Genomic DNA, 21,181 nt, shown 5'->3' on the forward strand with positions numbered 1-21,181 from the left:
TTCGCCGTCAACTTTTAAATCGTATCACGTTGCTTTTTAAAAGTCAAACACTTTTTTGAAAAAGTTTTTTCGCGACTGGCGCGACTTTTTCAATAACAGGTTGTGCTTTCAAGCGGCAACTTCGTTAGTTTAACAGGCTTAGTTGCCAGTGTCAACTACTTTTTTGAATTGATTTTCAAGAAGTTTTCTACGAGACTTTCTCGTCGTCAACGTTGATTAATTTACCATTTCTTAAAGAGCGGGTCAAGGCTTTTTTTAAATATGTTACGTTCATTTTCTGAGAGAAAGAAAAAACCGAAGCGCGCTTCGGTTTTAAATATCTCTTGTCAGAAAACGGATTTGCCGGTCGTCGTCACGATAAATAATCGTTTCTTCTTTCAAATAGTGAAAGACAAGCTTTTCCTTTTCAGGATCAACAATCATTGTTTCGTACCCTTCAAAAATATCACGAATATACTGTTTATAGGCTTGTTTTTTTCTCTGTCTTTTTTTCATACCGCACCTTCCTCAATCGTTATCATAACAATTGCTTTGATTGCTGACAAGGATTATATAAAAAAAGCCGCCTGGAAGGCGACTTTTTTACACTCCTCTTATTCCATCTATTACTTAGGTGCAATATAGGTAACACTATTTGAACGGGCAATACTGTTAGGGATCACTCGATAAGAAATAATGGTTCCCCCTAACACATTCCCTTCAGATATCAAAATACCATCTGGACCTACAGCCTCTACAAACGCCACATGTCCATACACTGCACTTGATCCGGCCACCCCTGGATGAAAGCTCACTGCATATCCAGCAGTCGGAATTTGGGTCGTTTGATAGCCTAAAGCCGCTCCTCGCTGACCCCATTCTCCACCATTGCCCATGTAATCGTCTACTTTACCGCCGAGTTGCGTGATCCGATTGTAAGCATACCACGTACACTGACCTACTGGATAAGAACCGCTCAGATTGTAATTGACACCATTGTATTCAGGATACACCATTTTTTCACGATAGTAGTCCGGTATCCCACCGCGGGAGGCAATAATCACACTGTTATCAGCTGGTAACGGTTCGTCGAATTGCGTCAAATTGTAAGCTGCAATGATTGAGTTCAACTTATTGTTATAAGTCGTATCAGTGGCATAACGTCCAGTCAGATATTCTGTCGCTTGCAGATAATTTTTTGCTTCTGAACGCCAAGTTCCTTTATAAAACTCATCGTTACCACTAATGCCCCCTCGTACCAATGATACATAATCGTTCAATGACGCTCTGAAATTTGGATAGCTTCGAAACGCAGCCGTGATTTGAAACAACTTACCCGTTCCGTCATCTTCCATCGTCTTCATTGAAACCGAGTTGCCATTGTAGAGGCCTTTTATCCCGAATAAATTGTGGTAGGGCGCTTTTGACAACCCGCTGCCACCTGAACCAGTTTCTAAAATGGCTTGAGCAATCATCACAGAAGCATAGACGTCATATTCAAGTCCAAGTTGTCGTGCATCCTCAGCAATAGAAGAAATGAAGCTTTCAGTAACCGGGTTCACTCTGAAATCGACAGAGGCGGCATAATTGTCGATCAGCGCTTGTCCTACTGATGTTAATTGGGAATCCCCGATACTATGAACGGCATAGCTCGGATTGGATTGCTTGTCATAAATCGTCTGTACTGTCTCATTTTTTTGATTTTCAGCGGCAGCTTCTTCAATGGTTACCTTTCCATCTTCATCCTGCTGATAACCTTTGACAGTATAGATACGAACACCAGCTATCTCTTCTTGGTCGGCTGCAGACTCAGCAACAGCTATGTCTTTCGTCGGCAGAACCTGCTGTGCCTCTTTTAATGCTTCTTCATCGGCCATCAAATATTTTCCTTGCCCGAGATAAATAGCAACTTGTTCAATAGCACCGTCTTTTTCCCAGAACAAAAGATCACCAATGCCTGCTTCTGTCAGTTCTCGTCTGGTCCCTGAATCCCTCAGCTCTTCGAATGTCTCCCCCAGATTTTTTCCAAGGACAGATTGATAGAGATACTTCGGAAGACTTAGATTATTAAAGGCAGTTGGCAACTCTCCTGTTTTTGCCGGCTGCGGCTCTTTTTCATAAGGCAGACTCAATGTTTTCAATCCTTGAGCCACCAGGGCTGCCTGCCGCTCATCTTCAAAGCTTGTCAAAAGTGGCAGTTCATACCCATTCAAATCAGAGTCCGTCAGACTATCTACCGCATATTCTTTATCGACAGGGTTCACGGAATCGTTCCCTGAGTTCGACTCTACTACAGAATCCTCAGAGTTTGCTTGATTTGAATGCCCCTCAGAAATCGTGCCTGTCTCTTCGGCTTCCGCTTTTGTCCCTTCCTCTGAATTTGATTCAGCAGGCTTTTGGTCAGGCTTGGACGACTCCGGCTTCTTTGGCGGCTGAGGTGTTGCAGGTTTTTCAGGCTGGGGCTGTTCTGGTTTTTCTGGTTGCGAAGGGGTCGCTTTGACTAAAGCGGCCAGTGCCTCATTCAGCGCTTCAAGCATCTGATCTAAGGCATCTTGTTCGGCATCAATGTCAGCCAATAGCGCATTGGCCGTCTTCACCGATGCTTGCAAGGCAGCAAAACTTGTCGCGGTATAATCTGACGCTTGCAAGGTGACGGTGTAATCAATCCGGGCCTGCAGCGCTGTTTTATCTCCTCGATAGCGCAGACCAGCCAACGCTTGCAGAATCTCAGCAGTACAGTCGTCAATCTCAGATTGTGCTGCCGTTTCTGTTGCCAGCAAACTGTCTGCCCGTTGCAATAACGAGTCGAGATAGTTATTGTCAAAGGTTGTGGAGACATACCGATCCGAGTTGGAAAGCACTTCAGTTAATTGCGCCGTCTGAGCTGTCAATGACGTTTTATCGCTTACCGTAGTAGAAGGCTGTTCAGGCTGCGTTGAAATGTCATTTTCCGGCGCCGGCGTGGTTGTTGGATCTTGGACCGATTCATTTTGATCTATCATCGAGTTCGTGTCTTCTGGTGCAACCTCGCTTACTGGCATCTCCGCTCCATCAGAAATGCTGGCAAATGCGGTTACTCCAGGGGAAAACAGGATAAGTAATACACTAAAGCCGGTTAAGGCCTTCCGTAAAACAAGACTGTTCTTCTTTTTCATTTCATACCTCCATGAAAACTTCCTTTTTGACCTTACAACAACACTTTACCATATAAGCATACTCAAATCTAAGCGAAAGCACTCGAAAACCACATTGTTTTCTAATTTTAAAATTTGAACTCCTGCTTTACGTCACCAATCTTAATTTTTAACGGCATTCACCTGATCCTTTATCAATTGAAATGCCACCCGCTCACCGTTTGGAATTGGAAAATATACCTTACCGCGATATTGGAAGCCATTTTTTTCAATAACCCGAATCATGCCATAATTTTTAGGGTAGGTGTCAATTCGCAAGTCACGATAACCTACCTTCAATGCTTCAACCTTCAGCGCTTCCAGAAACCTAGTTGCAATGCCTTGTCCGGCAAAATCTGAAGATACAGCAAATCGATGGATAGATACGTATTGGTCACTGTTGGTAGTAAGCCAGCTGCCTTCTTGAATCGCGGTATAGACTGGATCCTCACCGGAAACTAAGCAAGCGACTGCTACCGTGTGTCCATCCAACAAGCCGACCCAGCAAATTTGCTGGTGAATTGCCTGCTCCATGGATTCCTCATCGGGTCCATAGCCGCCTTGCCATTGGGGAGACCCAGCTGCCTTTAAATGCTCCCTGGCTGCTTCGATGATATCCATGATTATCGGCAACTCATCTATACCTGCTTTTTTGATTGTAAACACGGCCACCCCTCCTATAACACTTATTATATTAAAAAGAAAACCGCTTGGAAAGAATAAATCGCTTTCCAAGCGGTAAAATCAGTCAATTGTTTTTAGTTTGCCACGAAATTCATCAATGGTTTGATAGCCTTTTTTCTTCATGATCTCTTCAAGCTCATTATTAATTCGTTCAAAAATGGCTGGTCCTTCTTTGTGCAGCTGGGTTCCAATTTGTAACATCGTTGCCCCGCACAACAGGTGTTCATAGGCATCTTGTCCGGTCAAAATACCACCGGTACCGATGATTTTGATTTCAGGCTTCAAACGAGTATAAAACCCTCGCACGTTTGCCAATGCAGTAGGCTTCACATATTCGCCCCCAATACCGCCAAAACCGCCTTTTGGACGAATGACCACTTCATCGGATTGTTCGTCAATGTATAAGCCATTGCCGATACTATTGATAGAGTTTACGTAGACTAAAGGAAATTTGTTTAAGATAGCCGCCATCTGATCGAAATGTGCCATATCAAAGTAAGGTGGCAATTTGACCCCTAAAGGTTTCGTGAAAAAGCTGAAAACTTTTGTCAAAATCTCTTCTGTCAAAGGGAAATCATAGGCCACTTGTGGTTTTCCAGGAACATTGGGACAGGAAAGATTCAATTCCGTAATACCGCTAAACTCACTTTCTTGAATCTTTTGCAACAACTGGAGATTTTCTTGCACGCTGGTTCCTGCTACCGAGAAAAACAGTGGTGCCTGTTGGTTCTTTTGATAATTCAACGCATAGTCAAGATAGTAGTCTATCCCGTGATTTGGTAGCCCCATCGAATTGATACTACCCAAGGGAACATCGGAATAACGTGGTTCAGGATTACCGGCACGGGCAGCCATTGTGGCACTTTTGGTAATCAGTGCACCGGCTTTGGAGTCCACCAACTGATCAAGCTCCTCCATAGTCATACAATGGACCCCGGAAGCATTCATCAGAGGATTGGCATAAGTGTAATCTAAAAAAGTCGTTTTCAGCACAGAAAAAGCCCCTTTCCATCAATCTTTCAGTAGAATAGCCTTTTTTTTCGCAAAAATCAAGTCATCACGAACATTCCAATTATTGCACACAACAAACATTCAGATGTTGCCCCTTGCTCATTTCAGATCTCGAAAATCTTGCTCTTAGGCATCCTCTTCGTCAGATATTCTTTATTACACGCCTTTGTAAACAACACCTTCAAGTGACCTTCTGTAACGCACAAAAAAGGTTGGCAACTGCCTATGCAGCTACCAACCCCTTTAGTTACAGCTAGCGAATTCCCAAAGCAATCCGTGCATAACGACTCATTTTATCGGTGGTCCAAGCAGGATACCAAACCAATTTGACATCTGTGCTAGTCACTTCCGGTACTTCTTTTAAAGCTTGATGGATTTGATCTGTCAAAATGTCAGCCAATGGGCACCCCATGGTAGTTAACGTCATCTTGATGACTGTGTCTCCATTTGTTCCATCAAATTCTACTTCATATATCAAGCCAAGATTAACGATATCGATCCCTAATTCCGGATCGATTACCGTTTCCAAAGCTGTTAAGATGCGCTCTTTGATTTCTTCAATTTCTTGTTCCGTCCGTACATCGTTCATGAACACATTCCCCCTATTAGTCAGCCAGTCTTCCAACTATCCTCGCCACAGCAATAACCTTCCCCTATGATGACTCGCTGGAAACCGCTTTTTATCCTGCTCAAATAATACCCCGTTTACTTACTTTTGTAAATCAGATTTTACCGAAGCTTAATGAAGTCACTTGCTGCCAAAGAAAAGTCCAACAGGATCAACGTTTTCCTTTGCGAACCTTCATTTCAGGAAAAACACCCGTCGCCTTAAATGTTCGTTGCTCATCTTCAGTAGCAAAACGACCCAGGATTGACTGTGTCGGCAAAATATTAACAAAAGCATGTTCATCAGCTTCTAGAATTGCCTGTTCCAGATCATAGAGCTCATACCGCGTAATAACAATCATAATCGTCTTGCCTTCAACACCTGAATAGCCACCCACTGAAGGAAGCAACGTCATGCCGCGAAAAACCCGCTGTGAAATACTGCGACCTACTTGATCCGGTTTAGTGGTGATAATCATAGCTGTCAATTTTTGATGGCTGGTGTGAATCATATCCACCACATAACTCATAACATAAATAGAAATAATCGTATACAAAGCACTTTCCCAGCTAAAAATAAATCCCGCCACTAACACAATTAAACCGTTCAATATGAACATAAAATTGCCAACGGTTTTCCCTGTCGTTTTTGATAGCACCAACGACAAAATGTCCATCCCGCCGGTGGTAAATCCCATCTTCAGCGCCAGGCCAGCACCAATCCCTAAAAATACCCCACCCATCAAGGAATTCATTAGGATATTTTCTGTCAGCTCCCCTTGAGGGAAAATCATTGTAATCAAAGAAATAGCTACCACGTTCAAAAAACTCCAAAAAGTGGCATCTTTGCCCAGTTTCCAAAAGCCCAACGCAAAAATTGGGATGTTCAGGATAAAAATAAACAGCCCCGTATTCAAATGTAAGTCAAAGTGCTCCAATCCCAAAGCCACAATAATCTGGGCAATCCCATTCATACCAGCCGACAATACTTTGGCCGGAATCAAGAAATAGTTCAGTGAAATCGCTGAAGTTAATCCGCAGACCAAGAGTACCCCCATCCGCTTTAGAATTTCAGTATTTTTATTATTTGCCGTCAATCGTTTCATAGATTTGCTCCTTTTATTGGTCGTTCATCGAGGCCTCCTAACGGAACAACCCACTTACAAAAGCGGTCTCTTCCAAAAACCCTCCTTAAGAATAGCAATCCCGCCGTTTTTTTCAACTGTTTTCTCTCGTCCAGACAAAAATTTTCAAAAGTTGTTCGTCCTACCGACATTTGGTAAGATGTGGATAACCCTTCATTTCTTACATGAATCAAAGGATTATTCTATTATCAAGGTCCAAAAGGAGGACAACATGGCAAAAGAAGCAAGTTTTGATATCGTAAGTGATATCAATATGGAAGAAGTCAAAAATGCAGTCCAAATGACAACAAAAGAGTTGGGCAACCGCTTTGATTTCAAAAATTCTACCGTCGAGATCACAATGGACAACGGCAAATTAACAGTGGTGGGTGACGACGACTTTAAGTTGGAACAGATTAAAGATGTCCTTATGAGCAAGCTCATCAAACGAAGTGTGCCTGTTAAAAATATCCACTTTTCCGACAGTGAAAAATCCCTTGGAGGAAAGGCCAGACAGACGGCTGAGTTGATCAGTGGTATCGACAAAGAAAATGGGAAAAAGATCACAACGGCTATCAAAAATGCAAAATTGAAAGTGAAAACCCAAATCCAAGACGATCAGATTCGTGTGACTGGCAAAAGCCGCGATGATCTGCAAGAAGTCATTGCACTTTTAAGAAAATTGGACTTGCCTATTGAGCTTCAGTTCACCAATTACCGTTGATTAATGACAGTGCCTACGACATCAATCATTTCTAATCGTAGATGTTGCCTTCCCATACGTATAAAAAATGTATAAAGAGAAAAAGTCTGTCTTTAAAAGTTATACTAATGAAAAGCCGGGTCCCTTCCATTGTTTTTAATGGAAGGGACCCGGCTTTTGTTTGTGTCTCACCTTGGGTAGTGTTCACTTTGAAAGACGGTGGCAAGAGATTGCCACCGCTCTTTTCTTGCTACTTAAATTAGCTCAAAATCAATCATTCTTTGCTTTTCCAAAAACGAGCCAGTTCTTTTGGTAAATCTTCTGGTTCGTGGACGATTCGTGCATGTTGCCAATGAGCAGGAAATAGTTTCCGATAACGCGGCGAGATAAAGCGCTGATCCAGTAAAAGGACAACCCCCTGATCTGCTGCATCACGAATGACTCGTCCTGCTGCTTGCAAGACTTTGTTCATTCCTGGAAGCTGATAAGCATATTCGAAGCCCTTATGGCGAGTCTCATCGAAATATTCTTTAATCAATTCTTGTTCATGATTCATTTGCGGCAGACCCACGCCAACCACAGCTGTTCCAATCAACCGACTGCCTTTTAAATCGATTCCTTCTGAAAAGATCCCGCCTAATACGCAAAAACCTACAAGAGAATCACTGGGATTTTTTGTAAAGCGGGCCAAGAAGGCTTCTCGCTCCTCTTCGGTCATTTTCGTGTCTTGAATCAGCTGAGTAATCGTCGGATGCTCCGTTTGAAACAAGGCTGCCACTTCATCTAAATACTGATAGGAGGGAAAAAACACCAAATAGTTGCCCTTTTTTGAAGCGACCATTTGATAGATGGCATCAACGACTTGCGTCAAACTGGACTGTCGCTTACGATAGGTCGTTTCGATATAATCTGCGACAAATATCCCCTGGTTTTCAGGAGAAAAGGGGCTAGGAAGCTTGTACCTTAGCGCTTCTTTGCTGCCCCCCAACACATCTTGATAATAAGACAGCGGCGTGAAGCTTGCCGAAAACAAAAGGGCGCCAGTGCCTTTATCCAGCATCGTTTCCAAAAAAGGCGCCGGTTCAATGCAAAAGAGTTTAATCCTCAGATCTGTGTAGGTTCGCTCGATAGTCGTTTCAAAATGATCGTCATAGATTTCCGCGATTCGTAAAAACGCCAGCACTTCAAAATAATAGGCCAATCCCGCTTCTTCAGCTGGATTTCCCGGATTGGCTGCCAACCACTCCTTTATTTTTTCTGATAGACCATAGAGCTTTTCTACTAAACTTGTTGGCAACCCTTTTTGGTGCTTAAAATGCCAGTCTTCATCCACAGAGCGTTGATAAAGCATTTCAAATTCGTTGTCGATTTTGTTCAGTCGCCGATGAAGTCCCCGAAACTCTTTTGCCAATTTTTCTTGAAAAACCACTCCATTGTTGCGGGTCAAAGCTGCCGAATACATCTCTCGCGACCGGCTGACTAAATTGTGGGCTTCATCAATCAAGAAAAAATACGATTCTTTGGGTTCTTCAAAAAAACGCCGCAAATAAACCGTCGGGTCAAACAAGTAATTGTAATCACCGATGATGACATCACAGAATAAACTGACATCCAACGACAATTCAAAAGGACACAGCTGGTGTTTACGTCCATATGCTTCAATGACTTCTCGTGTAATCTGATTCTCATGGTGAAGCAAATCCCATAATCCTTCATTGATTCGGTTGTAATAGCCTTTAGCATAGGGACAATACTCCGGCGTACAGTTTCGCTCCTCCATAAAACAGATTTTATCTTTTGCGGTGATGGTCACTGATTTGGCTGAGGAGCCTTTTTCAGCCAACGCTTGTAAGGCATCTTCTGCGACTTGACGAGTGATGGTCTTAGCCGTCAAATAAAAAATCCGATCACAAGAGGCCTCCCCCATTGCTTTTAGTGCCGGAAACAAAGTTGAGATCGTCTTGCCTGTCCCAGTAGGCGCCTCAACGAACAAGCGGCGGGAAGTCTTCAATGTCTTGTAGGCGGCAGCCGCTAATTCCCGCTGGCCTTTGCGAAAGGTTTCATAAGGAAAGACTAATTTTGTCAACGACGTATTTCTGACTCTGCGCCAGTCATCTTGAAAAATCAGCCACTTGTGATACTCCGCCAATAGATGATCCATGAAAAGCTGCAACTCTGCCAGTGTAAAAAGCCGCAATTGCCGAGTGATTTTTTCTTCCGTCGTTTGAAAATAAGTCAACTGGACAGCAATTTCTTTTAGTTCTTCTTGATAGGCATGGATATAAGCATAAACCATTCCTTGAAAGAAAAACATCTCCATTTGATCCGGTGACAAATCCTCAAAATAAACTTCCGAAGTCTTGATTTCATCAATCACCCTCTGGCCCTCTTCTGATGTAAAGATACCGTCAGCACGGCCTTCAATCGTCAGGGTGTCTTCATTGATAGTGAAGGTTCGTTTTAAAGATACTTCTTTTTGATAGGCCTCACCGGCGGCTTTTTGTAACTTGCGATGAATACGCGCCCCTTCTTGCGCCGTATGATTGGAGGTCTGACGACTATCAATGTCTCCTCGGCGTAAGGTAAATTCAACAATATTACGCACAGAGATTCTGCCACGGTCCACTAGCTATCCCCTCCTTTTTCAAACAATCAACTCTGCACTTCAGTTTTTTTACGAACATACGTTTACTTATTATAGGCGATTTCCATTAAAAAGCAAAAAATCCTCGAAATCACTTTCGAGGACCAAGGAAATATTGGATATGTTTTTGGACTAGACAACTATAACGTCGCTGGATTAGAAATTCGTGAAACCTTCATCACCTTTTATTAAATAAACAAAAATAAAACTCTCCAGTTGTCAGATGATTTTGAATTCAATGACGGCAGTGCCCTTCTCACATTGTCGGAAAAATTTCTTTGCGTTATACTGAAACAGACAGATAAGAAACGGAGTGAGCAAGCATGAAGATTCTACAGATCCCCACCGGTCCAATCCAGGAAAACTGTTACTTGGTCTATACCGAGCGTCACCTGTTAATCATTGATCCCGGTGCTGAACCAGAAAAAATCATTGAAACTATTAAAGATACTGACGCCACACCAGCAGCGATTCTTCTGACCCACACCCATTACGACCATATCGGTGCTGTCGATCCTTTGCGGGAATTTTATGAGATACCGGTTTATGTCAGTCCGCTAGAAGCAGATTGGCTTTTAGATCCACTCATGAATCTCTCGGGATTAGGACGCCATGATGATATAGAAAACATCGTGACTGCACCGGCTGATGAATATTTCCAGCTAAAAGAGTATGAAATTGCTGATATTTCTTTTAAAGTAGTAGCCACACCAGGACATTCTATTGGTAGTGTCAGCTTTATCTTCCCTGATTTTGTCGTATCCGGTGATGCCCTTTTTCGCGGGAGTATTGGCAGAACGGACTTGCCGACAGGAAACCTCGAGCAGCTTTTGAATAGTATCCGAACACAGCTGTTCACGTTACCAGAAGAATTTCCGGTCTATCCTGGTCACGGAGAGGCTACAACAGTTGAACGGGAAAAACGACTGAATCCATTTTTCAATAATTGATTACACGGAGGAGAAACGATAATGACAACAGAACTCTATGTCGTGCGACACGGAAAAACAATGTTCAATGCCTTGCAACGGGCACAAGGTTGGTGTGATACGCCACTGACCAGTAAAGGCAGCGAAGATATTCATTATTTAGGACTGGGTTTGCGGGAAATGCATTTTGTTGAAGCCGTTTCTAGCGACTCAGGACGTGCGATTGAAACCATGCGTCTGATCATGGGAGAAAATTTACAATTACCAAAGCCCCCTTATGCGATTGACAATCGCATCCGCGAGTGGTGCTGGGGCTCATTAGAAGGTGGTTATGATACCGAGATGTGGGGTGTCTTACCCCGTGTGCTGAATTTTAAAACCAGTGAACAAATGTGGGAAACCGATATTACTTTTAAAGACATTGCGGAAGCAGTTTACGAAGCAGACACCGCCCACTGGGCCGAAACCTTTGATGTTCTTTGCAGCCGCGTCTTCAGCGGCTTTGAAGATATCGCCCACCGTGTCGAAAAAAACGGCGGCGGCAGAGCAATCGTGGTATCTCACGGTTTTACCATTGCTTTCTTGCTAAATCTCATCGATGCCAAACAACCCGTCCGCGTCGATTTGCAAAATGGCAGCGTGACCCGTCTGACTTACGAGGAGGGTAAGTTCACGATTCAAGAAATCGGCAGCACAGAATTTATCGAAAAAGGCCGTGAAATCTCCAAAGATATCTTGGCTTGATCTACCCCAGTTACCCCTTTTTTTACAAACGGACTGCAGCCAGATCAGACTTCTGATTCGGTTTGTAGTCTTTTTTAGAACTCAAGGTTACAAGCAAAAATTAACCTTCTCAACATGCAATGGCCAACAGTGCTAAAGCGCAGCGCCGTTCTTTCTTTAATTTTTTTTAAGGATCAAGAAGGGTCAAGAAAACGGTTGGTTTTACTGTTGAAAACAGCTATACTTTCACATGTACGGCGGTTTGGTTTACCGCCAGTTTTTTGTTGGGAAAGGATGACACTATGTTTTTAATGAATATCGTCAAAGCAATTATTTTAGGAATCATCGAAGGAATTACCGAATGGCTGCCAATCTCCAGTACCGGCCACTTGATTTTGGCGGATGAATTTATCAAGTTGCAGATGCCGGCTGAGTTTATGTCCATGTTTAATGTCGTGATTCAATTAGGTGCAATTTTAGCGGTCATTTATCTGTACTTTAACAAATTGAATCCTTTTTCTCCTTCAAAGTCTGCAAGCGAGAAAAAAGACACTTGGGAACTGTGGTTCAAAGTTGTTGTCGCTGTCATTCCATCTGTCATTATTGGCCTACCTTTAGACGACTGGTTGGATGCCAACTTCCATCATTTTTTGCCGGTAGCTATCATGTTGATTCTGTATGGGATTGCCTTTATCATCGTTGAAAAAAGAAACAAGTCAATTGCTCCGAAATGCACTGATCTCAAACAATTTACGTATAAAGCAGCATTGATGGTAGGTATGTTTCAAGTGCTTTCCTTGATTCCTGGGACTTCCCGCTCCGGCGCCACTATTCTCGGCGGTATCATGATTGGCGCATCCCGCTTCGTTGCCACCGAATTTTCCTTTTTCATGGGAATTCCCACAATGCTGGGAGCCAGCGGATATAAAATTTTGAAATTTCTTCTCAAAGGAAACAGTTTCAACACAGAAAGTCTCGTAATCCTTTTGGTGGGGACACTCGTCAGCTTCATCGTTTCGATTGTTGCTATCAAATTCTTAATGAACTACATCAAGAAAAACGACTTTACCGTCTTCGGTTGGTATCGAATTATTCTCGGTGCCGTTTTGATTGGCTATTGGCTGATCGCGATGTAAGCTTATATTTGCATACTCTGTAAATTCTGGCCCTCGTCTTTTGATGAGGGTTTTTTCTTGTAAAATCGTAGCGAGCCCGTTAGACAGGCAACTTCTTGCTGTCTGCACTGTTTCGTGAGGCCGACTGAATACTTGTTGAGAAACACTATCGTTCTCAATTGGGTGATTTCATTATCATTTAGCCAAGTCTCCATGGTATTCTCGAGGTGAAGGAAGGTGGTTTCTTATGGGAAAAAATGAAAAACGGGCACTAGTAGCAACTTTGCTTTGTCTACTCTTTATGATAGGCGGGCAGGTTGCGGCAAGTCACAGTCTATCTTGGTACCCGGTACTCTTTTTAATTGCAATCATAAGTGGTGGCTATAAACAAACCAAAGAAGGTCTGACGGAATTGATCCAAGATCGGACGCTCAATGTCGATTTATTGATGGCACTGGCAGCGATTGGCGCCTGCCTCATTGGCAATTGGTTTGAAGGGGCCATGTTGACCTTCATTTTTTGTTTGAGTGGCTTTTTGGAAGAGTACACTACCAACAAAAGCCGTAGAGAGATTACTGCTTTGATGAACCTGCAACCCGCTGTGGCTCAAAAATATATCGGTGATGGCGACTTGAAAGAAGTGCCAATCGAGGAAGTAGTAATTGATGATCTGCTACTGGTACCAAAAGGTGGAACAGTCCCGATTGATGGGATTATCACACAAGGAGTTACTCAGCTAAACGAAGCTGCAATTAACGGTGAGTCCCTTCCCGCAGAAAAAACGATTGGCGACGAAGTATACGGCGGCACTTTGAATCTCGGGAACCCACTTGTTATTAAAGTCAGTAAAAACAGCAGTGATACCATCATGGCAAAAATCATTCAGTTAGTTGAAGACGCACAAAATCAGCCAACTAAGACAGCATCTTTTATCGACCGCATTGAAAATACCTATGTTAAAATCGTGCTGCTGGCCGTACCGTTAATGATTCTTTTGCCACATCTCCTATTGGGATGGAGCTGGCAGGAAAGTTTTTATCGTGGAATGGTGCTGTTGGTGGTCGCCTCCCCTTGCGCACTGGTTGCCTCGGCAACACCTGCCACATTAGCGGCAATTTCAGCCGGTGCTAAAAATGGAATTTTGGTAAAAGGTGGCGCCGCATTGGAACAGCTCTCCCAGCTTAAAGCAGTCACATTTGATAAAACCGGAACTTTGACACAAGGACGTCCCGTTGTAACCGATGCACACTTTATAGAAGATACGCAGCAGGTGCGAGAAGTTTTGCTAGCGCTGGAGGCCAAGACCACTCATCCGCTAGCAGAGGCTGTAATTAATTATCTCTCCTCTACTGTCACCGCTACTCCAGAGCTGCAAAAGCTTCCCGTAAGAGAGGTCACCGGCTTTGGTTTGGAGGCCGATATCGATGGTACCTGTTGGCGAATTGGTAAACCAAATTTCACTGATGAGAAAAAAACCGACATTCCTAAAACAGAAAGACGGCGAATCCAGCGACTACTACAAAGCGGAAAAACATTAATCTACCTCACACGAGAAAATCAGCTACTCGCTTATTTAGCACTGCAAGACATCGCTAAACCAGAAGCTTACCACGTCATTGATTATCTAAAGAAACAGCAAATTTATACCAGCATGCTCACAGGTGACAATCCGGAAACCGCCCGCGTAATTGCTGAGCATTTGAAATTAGACGATTTCAAAGCAGATTGCCTTCCTGATGACAAGGCGCGGATTGTCTCCGAGCAGCGGGAATCATACGGTGTAAACTGTATGGTGGGCGACGGCATCAATGATGCTCCCGCCTTAGCAAGCGCCACAGTCGGTGTAGCCATGGGAGAAGGGACCGATTTGGCGGTGGATGTAGCCGACATGGTCTTGATGAAAAATGATCTGGCAAAATTGCAAATGGCCCATCAGCATTCGTTAAAGCTGAAACGAATCATTCAGCAAAATATCTGCTTCTCAGTAGCAGTTATTTTGCTTTTGATCCTCTCAAATTTCGTTCAGATTCTAAGTTTGCCCCTTGGTGTTATCGGTCATGAAGGCAGTACCATTTTGGTGATTTTAAACGGCCTGCGCCTGTTGCGGATGAAGCCTGTTGCATCTAGTAATTCAGAATGTATTCAGTGCCCGATCCGCAAAGAATCAGATGCAATGAAAACAGCCTAAATTTTGTGAGCTTTCGAAAAAAGACGCCACTTCTCAGTAATGAGAGGGCGTCTTTTTTGATTTAAAATAGTACGTGATGACCAGAGAAAGCCGAAAAAGCGTGGAGCCTCTTTCTTGTCATATCTGATGGTAACAGCAGCTATATCCCCCTGGTTAAATGAAAGTGTAACTCTTTTAAATTGTGCTTCATATCTTTGTTAAGCCTCCTGGAATCAATTAGTAGAGGGCCAATACCTCCTTTTTCTTTTCATCTTCAAGAAAGTGAGAAACTAAAATGATGGTTTTATCGACTAATAGTAACTCCATATTCTGAAATATTTTTTCTCTCGTAAAGATATCCATTGCCGAAAAAGTTTCATCCAATAACAAGATAGGCTTATCACTTAACAATGCCCTTGCAAGGGACAAGCATTGCATTTGTCCCCCTGAAAAGAAAATTCTCTTTGAATCAATATAGGTATGTAATCCCTCAGGCAACGAGAAAATGACCTCTTTTAAACAAACAAGTTCCAGAACATTTGCTATTTCAACATCGTCAATGCTCTGTTTTTGATCAATTAACAAGTTTTCTGCCAGCGTCCCATCGAAAAAAGTAGGTTCTTGTGGTACATAGGCTATTTGGGTTCTCAACTCACTTATTTTGTAGTCAGTCAATTCCTTTCCATATAATTTAATCGACCCTTGATAGGGTAAAAAGCCCATCAATATTTTTAGTAAAGATGATTTTCCACTTCCACTTGGTCCATTGATATACGTTATCTTATTGGGCTTGATGTCTCCATTCAAGTTATTCAATACATTCTTGCTTTCTTTATAGGATATGGACAAATTTTCGAATTTAAATAGCTCTTTCTGATCGATATTTTTACTGACAACGTCAAATCCAGACTGTCGTTCTTCTTCTATATCTAAAATATCGAATATCCTTTTAATACCCACTAAAGATTCCTGCAGCGTGACGAGTGAACTACCTATCGAAGTAAAAACCACGACGACAAGTCCGACCATTTGCGTCAAAATCATGATCTCTGAAAGCTGAATCTGACCTCTTTTATAAAATAGGATTCCCAACATGATGGTACCCCCGTACTTTAAAGCTCCTTCCAGAGTACCAATACTTGACACAACAGCCTCATATTTAGCGTTTTTTAATGAAATAGTGTACCGCTGTGCTATCGATCTTTCCATTCTTTGAAGAAAACCAGGTACGATACTCCCCAATCTAATCGACATATTGTAGGTTAACGCTTCGTTGAAATGGCGCAATACTTCACTCTTTATCTCTTGTATTTGCTCAAATATGTGCTTACGAAGTCGCCCAAACTGACTATTGGAAACAACACTCACACCCCCGATTATACAACTCCAAATAATAAAAATTGGCGCAATATTTCCTATTACCATAATGGCGCCTGCCCCAGAAAAAAAATATAATACTGGGTTTAAAATGCCACTTCCAAAAATATTGCGAACAAGACTGACATCTTCATTTATTCGTGATAACAACGTTGATTTTTGCCCAACTGCCATGATTTGAAAGAACGGCGCCGAATACATCTTCTTTACCATCAGTTTTCTAAACGTGTTCTCAATATCCAATAGAACCCGTGATTGTAAGTACATAAAAAAGGAGTCACTCACGGTAAATAAGATCAAAAAAGTCAGAAATGTCAGGACACCTTTTTTTAGACTCTCCACTGATTGCCTTTGTGCTGCAACAAGAATTTCCGAAAAGAGTAGCCCGGTCAGCAAACTAATCAAGAAGGATCTAAATGAGATAGCTACAGTCGAAATCAAATAGATACTTGATTTTCCTTTTATTCGTTTCAATAGCTTATAAATAACTACAAGATCGTTTTTTGACAAAGCACCTGCCTCCTATATCATACTCAACATTATCTGAAATAAGCTCTCTATCATGTGACACCACAATTACAATCTTATCCTTCGACAATTCCTCTATTACTGTGCGAATATGTTCTCTATTTTTCTTATCTAAAGCTGATGTTGGTTCGTCCATAATCACCACTTCAGAATCCACGAGTAGCGCTCGAGCTATGGATAGTCTTTGAAGCTGTCCACCAGACATCCCATATCCGGCTTCACCTAAAAATGTGTCGTAGCCTGTTTCCTTTAAAACGATTTCGCCATCAAGGCCAACTTTCTGACAGATTTTTTTGATTTTTTCAAAAGAAACTGACGGGTTGGCCATAATCAAATTATCAAAAATTGTACCGGAAAAAACGGGACAGTCTTGTAAAACTACAGTGATTTTTGACTGAACCTCTTGCCTATCATACTGATCCAACTGTAGGCCATTTAAAATGACCTGGCCGCTGATTGGCGAATACAACCCAGCCATAATCTTTACTAATGTTGATTTACCACTTCCAATTTTTCCTGTAATAAAAACCGGCTTTCCAACTTCAAATTCCATGTCTATGTTAGTAAAAAGAGTTGTATTGCCATAGCCGAATTCGACTTTTTTCAGTTCAAACGCTTTTTTTTTAAGATTGCACCCGATTGCTTTTTTTAGACTAGGAGTATGATTCTCAAAGAAATTGTTGAAGCTTTCACAGCTTAGTTTTGCTTTTCTTGCAATCGATAACGTTCCTCCGAGTTTCATAATGGGGTCGATAATAAAATCGGCAACCATCATTACAGACATCAGTGTTCCCAGTGTGATTTCTCCATTTGCGACTAAATTTCCTCCATAAATTGCAATAACTACGATTGTACTAAAGCCACTAAATAAAATTGGAATAGACAGGAGGGATTCAATTAGAAAGGACTTCCTACTGATTTCCGTCAATTTATTAAGTTGTTGCAGATAAATTTCAAATCTGGATTCTTCAATTTGAAAAGACTTAATTTCCTCAATTTTTTCCAAATCTGATCCCAGCAATTGGTTAGTCTCTACCGTATGCTTTCTCATAATAGAATAGTGCCTACTGAGCCTTTGTGCCTGCTTTGAGGTAATCAATACAGTAAAGTAGGCAGCTGTAAGCGCCAATAGCATTAATTTGAAATCAATCACAAAAAGATAGGTTAAAGAAGCGACAAAGAAAAACAAATCTGGAATAAAACCAGAAATGATTCGATTGCAATACTGTTCCAGAATAGTGGTATCCGTGGAGATAAGTGTTGTTGTATCTCCTTCTGTTTTTCTTGAAATATTGTCATAATCCGCAGTAAAAAAATAGTGGCTCAAGTTGTTCAGTAATAGCATACTGATTAACCCACAATATTTTTTCCCATGATAAGTAGACATTAAGTTACTCAGAATCAGGATTACCAGGAAAACAAGGCCAATCAAGACGTTCTTCCCCAAGTTCTCAACAGAAATTTTGTCGACTACTTCTCCTAAAAAAATACGAATAGCGATGTTTGTTAGCGTGAATACTAAACTAGTGACTACTACTAAAACTAATTGTGATTTATAGTGAGTAAAAATATTCAAATGGCTGACACGTTTCATGTTCTCTCCTTTCTCCGATTCTCTGTTTCAGAATCATCTTCATTTCATTATTTTTAGAGAAATCAGCAAACCTAAATTAGACTGTTTGAAAATAGATAAATAACTATTCGATATCACTTAAAATATTTTTTATTTCTATAACCCCTCTTTTTTAACCACTTAACTAATACATTTACTATTCACACTAAAAATAATAACATCAATATCGATTTATAGAAATCGCTTTCTTTTATGTTTTGATATTTTCTCAGTCTTCATATGTATTATCCGCGTTATTTATATAGTTTTAGCTTACCTAGTAGAGAGGCTGTCTGAATCATGAGATGGGCATTGTACTTCGAAATGGACAGGCTCATTTGATAACTGGCATAGTAATAAGTGTCAATTTCGGTATAAAAAAAGACTGCAGTCAAAGTCTGTAATTGACTTTGTCTACAGTCTAAAGTAGCTTTTCATTCATCTTAGAAAAGCTATTTTATGTGTTTTTAATAACCATTCCATCAATAATATCAACAGCATCTTCACTGTTATTGATGATTTCTTCTAAGCGATCATAGATTTCTTTCCACTTAATGACTTCCAGTGGGTCCGTCTCATTTGTAAAGAGGTCTTTCTTAAGACGCGAGTATAACCGGTCGGCTTCTGATTCGATAGTATTCACTTCATCGATCATCGACTTAAGGGTTTTAGAATGTTTGAACTTCGGAAATTCCACTGTTGCGGTATGAACACCTTTGACTGCTGTTACGATCATATCGGCAAAAACATCTGTTTCCGGACGCAATTGTGTAATCACAAGATTTTCAAACAAATAGGTTACGCCGTTGATACCATCTAGAATATCATCGATACGCTCTGAAATAACTAAAATGTCCTCGCGATCAATCGGTGTAATAAATGCATCATAGAGCTCATTGGTAAGCTCGGTAACGATAGTATCCGCCTCTTTTTCAAGAATATGGATTTTTTCTGATTCTGTAATCAAAGTTGTTTCTGCATTGTAGTTGCGCACCAGACCGGCGAGAAGTTCTGCCGCTTGGTGCGTATTTGCTGCCAAATGTTCCATCGCTTTAAAAAAATCGTACTGTTTTTTCCGTGCCATTGTCTGCACTCCTCTATCCAAATTAAGTTACAAAAGGTCTTTTGACTATCAAAAAATCGCTACAAAGAGCTTTGCCATAACATAAGCAATCAGCCCACAGCCAGGGAAGGTCATCACCCAGGCAAAAATCATTTCCTTTACGATTCGCCAGTCAACACTGGATAGCCGCCGAGAAGCACCTACGCCCATGATAGCAGTCGTTTTCGTGTGGGTCGTTGAGACAGGGATTCCGAAGAGAGAGGCTAAAAACAAGCAGATTGCGGCGCTCAGATCAGCAGAAAATCCTTGATATTTTTCCAGCTTCACCATGTCCATCCCAACAGACTTGATGATTTTCATTCCCCCTACTGAGGTCCCAAAGCCCATTGTTAATGAACAAAGTGCCATAACCCACAGCGGAATTGTAAAGCCATTGCCCGTCTTTTCAGCCAAGTTGTTATAAAACAATCCCAACATGAAGACCCCCATGAATTTTTGACCATCTTGAGCGCCATGCAAGAAAGCATTAGCTGCAGCAGCAAAAGCCTGTCCGATAGTGAAAAATTTATTTGCTTTGGGCCGAGGGACATTTTTAAAAATTGCAACGATTGCTTTGGTGATCAGATAACCACCACCAAATCCCATCGCAGTGGATACAACCAAACCAATCAAAACCTTCAACCATTCTTGACCGTTTACAGCACCCAGCCCTCCGAGAGCCATCGCTGATCCTGTCAATCCGGCAATCAGCGCATGGGATTCACTTGTAGGAATGCCGAAATACCACGCAGCAACTGCCCATACTACGATTGAAAACAAGGAGGCCGCCAACGCCACTTGCGAAGCACGCAAATCCCCTCCGGCATCAAAACTCACAATGTTGCTGATGGTTTCAGCCACCTGCGCATTGAAGGCTGTCATCACCAACGCTCCGAGAAAATTCATTACTACTGCGATACCGATAGCCGTATTCGGTTTCAAAACACGCGTGGAAACAGCCGTCGCAATGGCATTAGGGGCATCGGTCCAGCCGTTGACAAAAATAACCCCCATGACCAATGTCACAGTTACAATTAGTGCAATACTCACTAAGCACACCACCAAAATTCAGATTCTATTAAAAATTGACAAGTAGGCACACCACTTTTGAAAATCACACTTGTTGGTAAACCCACATTATTCTATCGTTTTTTCCTACTCCCCGCAATACCAACTTCGATTTAATAGAAAAAAACTGATCCGCTTACAAACCAGCAACCCAAGTCCTTGCAATTATGGCATTTCCACTTCTTATTTATAAGAAAATAGCTGTAAAGGAAAATTTCTTAACATCTTTTATTGCATTGCCGATAAGGTTTAGGTATAATGACTAGTGTTGATTTGTACGAATTTATTCGTGCAATACTTTTTATCCGGAGGTGAACATTCCATGCCAAACATTGAATCTGCAATCAAACGCGTAAAAACGAGTGAAGCTGCTAACACAAAAAACTCGGCACAAACAAGCGCAATGCGTACAGCCATCAAAAAATTTGAACAAGCTGTCGAAGCAGGTGCCGATAACGTAGATGCGTTGTACAAAGACGCTGTCAAAGCGATCGACATGGCTGAAACAAAAGGCCTGATCCACAAAAACAAAGCAAATCGCGACAAATCTCGTCTGACTAGCAAACTTGCTAAATAATAACAACAAAAGCGCCCTTCTCAATGGAGGACGCTTTTTTGTTTACTCTTTCATCTGTG

Annotated in this window: 17 protein-coding genes; 6 read left to right on the forward strand and 11 right to left on the reverse strand. The window is 41.8% G+C overall.

Annotated elements, in window-relative coordinates; all coding sequences use genetic code 11:
• Positions 1-312: 312 nt before the first annotated feature.
• The 6 genes from BAU14_RS13135 to BAU14_RS13160 form a co-directional block, all read right to left on the reverse strand.
• Positions 313-495, reverse strand: a complete 183-nt coding sequence (locus BAU14_RS13135; protein ID WP_161900566.1) for a hypothetical protein — start codon at positions 493-495, stop codon at positions 313-315.
• Positions 496-605: 110 nt separating this feature from the next.
• Complete coding sequence (locus tag BAU14_RS13140) at positions 606-3,134, reverse strand: glucosaminidase domain-containing protein (RefSeq protein WP_161900567.1); 2,529 nt, start codon at positions 3,132-3,134, stop codon at positions 606-608.
• A gap of 141 nt (positions 3,135-3,275) precedes the next feature.
• Positions 3,276-3,818: a GNAT family N-acetyltransferase gene (locus BAU14_RS13145; RefSeq protein ID WP_237580472.1), complete on the reverse strand. Its 543-nt coding sequence runs from the start codon at positions 3,816-3,818 to the stop codon at positions 3,276-3,278.
• 78 nt (positions 3,819-3,896) lie between these two features.
• Entirely contained in the window at positions 3,897-4,829 is a 933-nt protein-coding gene (locus BAU14_RS13150; RefSeq protein ID WP_161900568.1) for a dihydroorotate oxidase, read from the reverse strand.
• Between the two features lie 271 nt (positions 4,830-5,100).
• The gene (locus tag BAU14_RS13155) at positions 5,101-5,436 is read right to left on the reverse strand and encodes a metal-sulfur cluster assembly factor (RefSeq protein WP_161900569.1); all 336 of its coding nucleotides are present in this window, start codon (positions 5,434-5,436) and stop codon (positions 5,101-5,103) included.
• A gap of 190 nt (positions 5,437-5,626) precedes the next feature.
• A complete protein-coding gene (locus BAU14_RS13160) occupies positions 5,627-6,559 on the reverse strand; it encodes a YitT family protein (protein ID WP_161900570.1) in 933 nt (310 codons plus the stop codon).
• A 250-nt stretch (positions 6,560-6,809) separates the two neighbouring features.
• Between BAU14_RS13160 and BAU14_RS13165 the strand changes: the two genes are divergently transcribed.
• Positions 6,810-7,301 carry a YajQ family cyclic di-GMP-binding protein gene (locus BAU14_RS13165; RefSeq protein ID WP_161900571.1) on the forward strand — a complete coding sequence of 164 codons (492 nt, stop codon included), beginning with the start codon at positions 6,810-6,812 and terminating at the stop codon, positions 7,299-7,301.
• Positions 7,302-7,554: 253 nt separating this feature from the next.
• Here the strand turns inward: BAU14_RS13165 and BAU14_RS13170 are convergent, their stop codons facing one another.
• Positions 7,555-9,906 (reverse strand): ATP-dependent DNA helicase, encoded by a 2,352-nt coding sequence (locus tag BAU14_RS13170; RefSeq protein WP_161900572.1) that lies wholly within the window; start codon positions 9,904-9,906, stop codon positions 7,555-7,557.
• A gap of 341 nt (positions 9,907-10,247) precedes the next feature.
• On the opposite strand from BAU14_RS13170, the gene BAU14_RS13175 reads away from it, so the two are divergent.
• From BAU14_RS13175 to BAU14_RS13190, 4 genes are all read left to right on the forward strand, one after another.
• Positions 10,248-10,874, forward strand: coding sequence for an MBL fold metallo-hydrolase (locus BAU14_RS13175; protein ID WP_161900573.1), 627 nt, complete (start codon positions 10,248-10,250; stop codon positions 10,872-10,874).
• An 18-nt stretch (positions 10,875-10,892) separates the two neighbouring features.
• The gene (locus tag BAU14_RS13180; RefSeq protein WP_161900740.1) at positions 10,893-11,597 is read left to right on the forward strand and encodes a histidine phosphatase family protein; all 705 of its coding nucleotides are present in this window, start codon (positions 10,893-10,895) and stop codon (positions 11,595-11,597) included.
• A 281-nt stretch (positions 11,598-11,878) separates the two neighbouring features.
• Positions 11,879-12,712: an undecaprenyl-diphosphate phosphatase gene (locus BAU14_RS13185; RefSeq protein ID WP_161900574.1), complete on the forward strand. Its 834-nt coding sequence runs from the start codon at positions 11,879-11,881 to the stop codon at positions 12,710-12,712.
• A gap of 226 nt (positions 12,713-12,938) precedes the next feature.
• Positions 12,939-14,879 carry a heavy metal translocating P-type ATPase gene (locus BAU14_RS13190; RefSeq protein WP_161900575.1) on the forward strand — a complete coding sequence of 647 codons (1,941 nt, stop codon included), beginning with the start codon at positions 12,939-12,941 and terminating at the stop codon, positions 14,877-14,879.
• Between the two features lie 216 nt (positions 14,880-15,095).
• On the opposite strand, the gene BAU14_RS13195 is transcribed toward BAU14_RS13190, so the two are convergent.
• The 4 genes from BAU14_RS13195 to BAU14_RS13210 all read right to left on the reverse strand — a co-directional run bounded on the left by BAU14_RS13195 (position 15,096) and on the right by BAU14_RS13210 (position 20,491).
• Positions 15,096-16,745, reverse strand: a complete 1,650-nt coding sequence (locus BAU14_RS13195) for an ABC transporter ATP-binding protein (RefSeq protein ID WP_161900576.1) — start codon at positions 16,743-16,745, stop codon at positions 15,096-15,098.
• On the reverse strand, positions 16,714-18,357 hold the full coding sequence (locus BAU14_RS13200) for an ABC transporter ATP-binding protein (protein ID WP_161900577.1): 1,644 nt from the start codon (positions 18,355-18,357) through the stop codon (positions 16,714-16,716). The genes BAU14_RS13195 and BAU14_RS13200 overlap by 32 nt, the downstream gene beginning before the upstream one ends.
• 475 nt (positions 18,358-18,832) lie before the next feature.
• Positions 18,833-19,459, reverse strand: coding sequence for a DUF47 domain-containing protein (locus tag BAU14_RS13205; RefSeq protein WP_161900578.1), 627 nt, complete (start codon positions 19,457-19,459; stop codon positions 18,833-18,835).
• A 48-nt stretch (positions 19,460-19,507) separates the two neighbouring features.
• A complete protein-coding gene (locus BAU14_RS13210; RefSeq protein WP_161900741.1) occupies positions 19,508-20,491 on the reverse strand; it encodes an inorganic phosphate transporter in 984 nt (327 codons plus the stop codon).
• Positions 20,492-20,867: 376 nt separating this feature from the next.
• Between BAU14_RS13210 and rpsT the strand changes: the two genes are divergently transcribed.
• Entirely contained in the window at positions 20,868-21,122 is a 255-nt protein-coding gene (gene rpsT, locus BAU14_RS13215; RefSeq protein WP_161900579.1) for a 30S ribosomal protein S20, read from the forward strand.
• Positions 21,123-21,181: the final 59 nt, after the last annotated feature.

The sequence above is a fragment of the Candidatus Enterococcus leclercqii genome, assembly GCF_009933135.1.
Taxonomy (GTDB): domain Bacteria; phylum Bacillota; class Bacilli; order Lactobacillales; family Enterococcaceae; genus Enterococcus_C; species Enterococcus_C leclercqii.

Excerpts from the sequence above, each read along its gene's own strand:
- BAU14_RS13210 (WP_161900741.1), bottom strand. The coding sequence starts at position 20,491 with ATGGGGGTTATTTTTGTCAACGGCTGGACCGATGCCCCTAATGCCATT.
- BAU14_RS13175 (WP_161900573.1), top strand. The coding sequence starts at position 10,248 with ATGAAGATTCTACAGATCCCCACCGGTCCAATCCAGGAAAACTGTTAC.
- BAU14_RS13185 (WP_161900574.1), top strand. The coding sequence starts at position 11,879 with ATGTTTTTAATGAATATCGTCAAAGCAATTATTTTAGGAATCATCGAA.
- BAU14_RS13140 (WP_161900567.1), bottom strand. The coding sequence starts at position 3,134 with ATGAAAAAGAAGAACAGTCTTGTTTTACGGAAGGCCTTAACCGGCTTT.
- BAU14_RS13155 (WP_161900569.1), bottom strand. The coding sequence starts at position 5,436 with ATGAACGATGTACGGACGGAACAAGAAATTGAAGAAATCAAAGAGCGC.
- BAU14_RS13135 (WP_161900566.1), bottom strand. The coding sequence starts at position 495 with ATGAAAAAAAGACAGAGAAAAAAACAAGCCTATAAACAGTATATTCGT.
- rpsT (WP_161900579.1), top strand. The coding sequence starts at position 20,868 with ATGCCAAACATTGAATCTGCAATCAAACGCGTAAAAACGAGTGAAGCT.
- BAU14_RS13200 (WP_161900577.1), bottom strand. The coding sequence starts at position 18,357 with ATGAAACGTGTCAGCCATTTGAATATTTTTACTCACTATAAATCACAA.
- BAU14_RS13160 (WP_161900570.1), bottom strand. The coding sequence starts at position 6,559 with ATGAAACGATTGACGGCAAATAATAAAAATACTGAAATTCTAAAGCGG.
- BAU14_RS13165 (WP_161900571.1), top strand. The coding sequence starts at position 6,810 with ATGGCAAAAGAAGCAAGTTTTGATATCGTAAGTGATATCAATATGGAA.
- BAU14_RS13190 (WP_161900575.1), top strand. The coding sequence starts at position 12,939 with ATGGGAAAAAATGAAAAACGGGCACTAGTAGCAACTTTGCTTTGTCTA.
- BAU14_RS13205 (WP_161900578.1), bottom strand. The coding sequence starts at position 19,459 with ATGGCACGGAAAAAACAGTACGATTTTTTTAAAGCGATGGAACATTTG.